This is a genomic window from Mesorhizobium sp. M2C.T.Ca.TU.002.02.1.1 (genome assembly GCF_003997225.1).
Window position 1 is genome coordinate 1 of sequence record NZ_RZTO01000479.1, and the last position, 4,810, is coordinate 4,810.

Sequence of the window (4,810 nt, forward strand, 5' to 3'; positions counted from 1 at the left end):
CTGCCGACGCCGATGCCAGCGGCTTCGAGCCAGTCTGGTCCAAGGGCCGGCGCGTCGGCTTCGTCACCTCCGGCGGCTATGGCTATTCCCTCGGCAAGAGCGTCGCCCTGGCGTTGCTCGATGACGGTTTCGCCGGGGAGGGGACGGAACTTTCCGTACACATTGTCGGGGTCGAACGGCCGGCGCGTGTCATCGCGGCCTCGCCCTACGACGCTGAAGGCAAGGCGATGCGGCAATGAGGAGGAACGGTCATGGTTGAGGAGGCCGCACGCGACCTGAGGCGCGAACGCCGCCGCGGACGCACCGGCGAGGCCGGCAGCGAATCGAGCCGCCGCCCGAATTACCATTCGCTGAAGAACTCGTTCGCGCCGCAGCGCGTCTTTTCCGACGACCAGGTCGCCGCCATCCACGATACGGCGCTGCGTGTGCTGGAGGAGCTTGGCATCAAGGTGCTGCTGCCCGAGGCGCGCGCCATCTTCGCCCAGGCCGGCGCGCTGGTCGACGAGGACAGCCAGATGGTCAGGATCGGCCGCGATATCGTGACGGCAGCACTTGCCTCGGCGCCGCGCTCGATCCCGGCGCGGGCCGGCGACCGTTCCCGCGATCTCGATCTCGAGCTCGGCACGATGACGTTCCTTGCCGGCTGCGGCGCGCCCAACGTCACCGATCTCGAGCGAGGCCGGCGACCGGGCACGCTTCAGGCCTTCGAGGATTTCATCCGGCTCGTGCAGCATTTCGACGTGCTGCATATGCTCGGCCCATGCGTCGAGCCGCAGGACGTCGACACGCGCTTTCGCCACTATGCCACCGGCCGTGCGCAACTGACGCTGTCCGACAAGGTGCCTTTCGTCTTTGCCCGCGGCACGCCGCAGGTCGAGGACAGTTTCGAGATGATCCGGTTGGCGCGCGGCCTGTCCGAGGACGAGTTCGTGAGCGCCGCCCATAGCTATACGGTCATCAACACCAACTCGCCGCGCCAGCTCGACATCCCGATGGCGCAGGGCATCATCGACTTCGCCCGCGCTGGCCAGATATCGATCATCACGCCCTTCTGCCTGGCGGGCGCCATGGCGCCGATCACGGTCGCCGGCGCCTTGACGCTGCAGCATGCCGAGGCGCTGGCCGGCCTGACGCTAGCCCAGATCGTGCGCCCCGGCGCGCCGGTGGTCTATGGCTCCTTCTCCTCCAATGTCGACATGAAGTCCGGCGCGCCGGCCTTCGGCACGCCGGAGCATGTCAAGGCCACGCTCGGCGCGGGCCAGCTTGCGCGGTTCACCGGCCTGCCATGGCGCTCCGGCGGTGGCAGCGCCGCCAATATCTCCGACGCGCAGGCGGCGCACGAGACGCAGTTCGCGCTGTGGGGCTCCGTGCTGGCCGGCGCCACCGTCTGCATCCATGCCGCCGGTTGGCTGGAAGGCGGCCTGAGCGTTTCCTTCGAGAAGCTGATCACCGACATCGAGGCGCTGCAGACGGTCGCCGAGCTTTGCGCGAAAACCCCGGGCGACGAGGATGCGATCGGCTTCGAGGCCATCGCCGAGGTGCAGCCCGGCGGCCATTTCTTCTCGGCGGCGCATACCATGACGCGCTACCGCACCGCCTTCTATGAGCCACTGGTGGCCGACTGGTCGAATTTCGGCAACTGGACGCAGGCCGGCGGCAAGACGGCGACAGAGCGCGCGACCGGCATCTGGAAGCGGATTCTCGCCGACTTCCAGCCGCCGGCCTCCGCTGCCGCCACCGCCGGCATGCTCGACGAGTTCATTGCAAAGCGCACCGAGGAAGGCGGCGCAGCTCCGGTCTCCTGATTTGACGAAAACGTAATAAATTCGAGACCTTCGCCATTCACGTTATAGTCAAAACGATTCGCGATCTGGCTTCGGATCGCGAGCGCGGCTACGTTGTCGGGCCGCGGCGCGGAGACATGTGTTGGTGATGGACGGTAGATGACGGCGCCTGGCGATTTGATGCAGGCCTTGTTCCTGAGGCTGAAGACCGATGCGTCGCTATCGGCGCTGCTCGGCGGCGCCGGCCTGCTCGAGCAGGCGAACGACAAGGCGGCTTTTCCACACGTGACCTATGGGCGCACCAGCGCCTTCGACCTGGACACTGGAGCTGACAACAATGGTGACCAGTTGATCACCTTGCATGTCTGGTCGAAAGCGCAGGGCGAGGCCGAGACGCGCCTCATCATGGACAGCATCAAGGCGCGCCTCGATGGCGCGGCACTGTCCATCGGCCCGCGCGGCCAGACGCGGCTGTCGCTGGAATTCGCCGAGGCGCGTTATGACGAGGACCTTGCGGTCCATCACGGATTGCTGCGCTTCCGCGCTTTGACGCAGGAAGCCGTCTGAGCGGCTGGCTCAAGCATGATCCCGAACCGAAGGTCAGCGCAGCAAGAAGTGGGAACCGGTTTTCGGAAAAGATCATGCTTCAACAAGGAGTTGGATCAGGGTGACGATTCAACGAAACGTCATCCTGATCTAAAGCTGCGCCTGGATGGCGGCCTTGTCGATGACCGACCACACCTCTCTTATGCGGCTGCCGTGGAACTCGTAGAAGACGTTTTCGGCGAAGGAAACGCGCCTGCCGTTGACCGGCAGGCCGAACAGCACGCCCTTGGGATGGCAGTCGAAATGCAGACGAGCCGCCACGCGCGGCGGCTCCGAAATCAGAAGCTCGATGTTGAAGCGAAGGTCTGGAATGGCCTCGAAATCGCCTTCCAGCATGCGGCGGTAGCCCGAAAGCCCGATCGTCTCGCCATTGTACTGTACCTCCTCGCCGACGAAGCGACCGAGATTGTCCCAATCCTGCTCGTTCAGGCAGGTGATGTAGCCCTGGTAGAGATCGGCAATATCGTCGCGCGTCATCGCATGCTCCTATGATCGTCCGGCGTACCTGCACTAGCTAGCGCTGGATGGAGAATCCGCACCCGAAAAGCGTAGCCGATCGACTGTTTTTCCGGCTATGAATTCGAAGCCGGGCCTGAGGAAGCCTTGGCATCGGCGCGCGGGGGGAATGGCGGGCATGAATTTTCGATCGTTCACCGTTCATTTCACGTTCAGCCCATATGCGGTAGAACCGTGATCATGAAAAATCTCGGCTTCCACCTCCGCAAAGCAGTGCTGGCGCTTGCCGCAGCCGGCCTCTTTGCGTCGCAGACGACGGCGATGCCGGTTATCGACCCGTCGGTCGATCAGCCGGTCGTGCTTGCCGCCGGCGATTGCTACGCCATCGGCCAGCAGGTCGCCGCGCAGAATGGCGGCACGCTGGCCAAGGCCTCGCAGGCGACGCGCGGCGGCCAGCAGGTCTGCGTCATCGTCGTGCTCGTTCCCGGCAAGGATGGACAGCGTCCGCGCCGCTCGGAAATCGTCGTCCCGATGGGCTGACCCTCTCGTTTCCCTGGCTGGCGGAATCGGCCTATACGTCTACCCAACAACAGGCTTCAACCCATGCGCGTGCTCGTCGTCGAGGATGACAAGGATCTCAACCGGCAACTGGCCGAGGCGCTGGTCGATGCCGGCTATGTGGTCGACCGTGCCTATGACGGCGAGGAGGGGCACTTTCTCGGCGACACCGAGCCTTACGATGCCGTGGTCCTCGACATCGGCCTGCCGCAGATGGATGGCATCAGCGTTGTCGAGCGTTGGCGCCGCGGCGGCCGCAAGATGCCGGTGCTGATCCTCACCGCGCGCGACCGCTGGAGCGATAAGGTCGCCGGCATCGACGCCGGCGCCGACGACTATGTGACAAAGCCCTTCCATATCGAGGAGGTGCTGGCCCGGGTGCGGGCGCTGATCCGCCGCGCGGCGGGTCACGCGTCGTCCGAGCTCACCTGTGGGCCGCTGCGGCTGGACACCAAGGCCTCCAAGGCCGACGTAAACGGCGTGCCGCTCAAACTGACCTCGCACGAATTCCGGCTTCTCGCCTATCTGATGCACCATATGGGCGAGGTGGTGTCGCGCACCGAGCTGGTCGAGCATCTCTACGACCAGGATTTCGACCGCGATTCCAACACCATCGAAGTGTTTGTCGGCAGGCTTCGCAAGAAGATGGGTATCGACATGATCGAAACCGTGCGTGGCATGGGCTATCGCATGCGTGAGCCGGAGGCGTGACGCGGAACCGCTGAAGCCGACGATGAGAACGTGGCTTTCAAGGCTGCGGCTCTGGCCGCGCTCGCTGACCTTTCGCGTCATCGCCTTTTCGACCATCTGGGCGATTCTGACGCTGGTCGTCATCTTCACCCTCATCACCACGCTTTACCGCCAGGCCAGCGAGCGCGGCTTCGACAGCCTCCTTTCGGCGCATCTGTTCAACCTGATCGGCTCCGTCGGCATTTCCGACAACGGCGCGCTGACCGGCTCGCCCGACCTTGGCGACCTGCGCTTTTCCGAGCCAAATTCCGGCTGGTACTGGTCGGTGGAGCCCGCCTCCGAAGGCGTGCATGGCGAAATCCATTCCTCCTCGATGACGACTTCGCTCCTGTCGCCGAGCGTCGCGGAAGTCCCATTCAACGCGAACTTCCAGCGCAGCTACTCGATGGAGGGCATCAAGGGCGAGCAGCTCGAAGTGTTCGAGAGCGAGTTCGTGCTGGACGCCAAGAACCGCGCCGCGCGTTTCCGCGTCATGGGCAACCACAGCGAACTGGAACAGGAGATCGCCAGCTTCCAGCGCCGCCTTCTCACCTATCTCTCGCTGTTCGGCGTCGGCATGATCGCCATCAACGCCATCGCCATCCTCTTGGGTCTCCAGCCCTTGCGCCGGGTCCGCAATGCGCTGGCCATGGTGCGCGAAGGCACCGCGCAGCGGC

At 64.6% G+C, this 4,810-nt stretch carries 6 protein-coding genes and 1 pseudogene; 6 read left to right on the forward strand and 1 reads right to left on the reverse strand.

Annotated features, from left to right (window positions below; translation table 11 throughout):
- The 3 genes from EOD07_RS22755 to EOD07_RS22765 form a co-directional block, all read left to right on the forward strand.
- Positions 1-239 (forward strand): glycine cleavage T C-terminal barrel domain-containing protein (locus EOD07_RS22755; protein WP_164772439.1); only part of this gene is annotated, 239 nt, incomplete at its 5' end.
- A gap of 12 nt (positions 240-251) precedes the next feature.
- On the forward strand, positions 252-1,805 hold the full coding sequence (locus tag EOD07_RS22760; RefSeq protein WP_127237063.1) for a trimethylamine methyltransferase family protein: 1,554 nt from the start codon (positions 252-254) through the stop codon (positions 1,803-1,805).
- Between the two features lie 138 nt (positions 1,806-1,943).
- Positions 1,944-2,351: a DUF3168 domain-containing protein gene (locus tag EOD07_RS22765; RefSeq protein ID WP_040991354.1), complete on the forward strand. Its 408-nt coding sequence runs from the start codon at positions 1,944-1,946 to the stop codon at positions 2,349-2,351.
- Between the two features lie 129 nt (positions 2,352-2,480).
- Here EOD07_RS22765 and EOD07_RS22770 read toward each other — a convergent pair whose 3' ends face one another.
- Positions 2,481-2,867, reverse strand: coding sequence for an ester cyclase (locus tag EOD07_RS22770; protein ID WP_127237064.1), 387 nt, complete (start codon positions 2,865-2,867; stop codon positions 2,481-2,483).
- A gap of 219 nt (positions 2,868-3,086) precedes the next feature.
- On the opposite strand from EOD07_RS22770, the gene EOD07_RS22775 reads away from it, so the two are divergent.
- The 3 genes and pseudogenes from EOD07_RS22775 to EOD07_RS22785 all read left to right on the forward strand — a co-directional run.
- Positions 3,087-3,386, forward strand: coding sequence for a hypothetical protein (locus EOD07_RS22775; RefSeq protein WP_040991358.1), 300 nt, complete (start codon positions 3,087-3,089; stop codon positions 3,384-3,386).
- Positions 3,387-3,449: 63 nt separating this feature from the next.
- Positions 3,450-4,115, forward strand: a complete 666-nt coding sequence (locus EOD07_RS22780) for a response regulator transcription factor (RefSeq protein ID WP_040991360.1) — start codon at positions 3,450-3,452, stop codon at positions 4,113-4,115.
- A gap of 22 nt (positions 4,116-4,137) precedes the next feature.
- Positions 4,138-4,810 (forward strand): annotated as a pseudogene (locus EOD07_RS22785) (histidine kinase); the annotation flags it as partial.

Coding starts and splice junctions, on each gene's coding strand:
- EOD07_RS22760 (WP_127237063.1), top strand. CDS start 252: ATGGTTGAGGAGGCCGCACGCGACCTGAGGCGCGAACGCCGCCGCGGA.
- EOD07_RS22765 (WP_040991354.1), top strand. CDS start 1,944: ATGACGGCGCCTGGCGATTTGATGCAGGCCTTGTTCCTGAGGCTGAAG.
- EOD07_RS22770 (WP_127237064.1), bottom strand. CDS start 2,867: ATGACGCGCGACGATATTGCCGATCTCTACCAGGGCTACATCACCTGC.
- EOD07_RS22775 (WP_040991358.1), top strand. CDS start 3,087: ATGAAAAATCTCGGCTTCCACCTCCGCAAAGCAGTGCTGGCGCTTGCC.
- EOD07_RS22780 (WP_040991360.1), top strand. CDS start 3,450: ATGCGCGTGCTCGTCGTCGAGGATGACAAGGATCTCAACCGGCAACTG.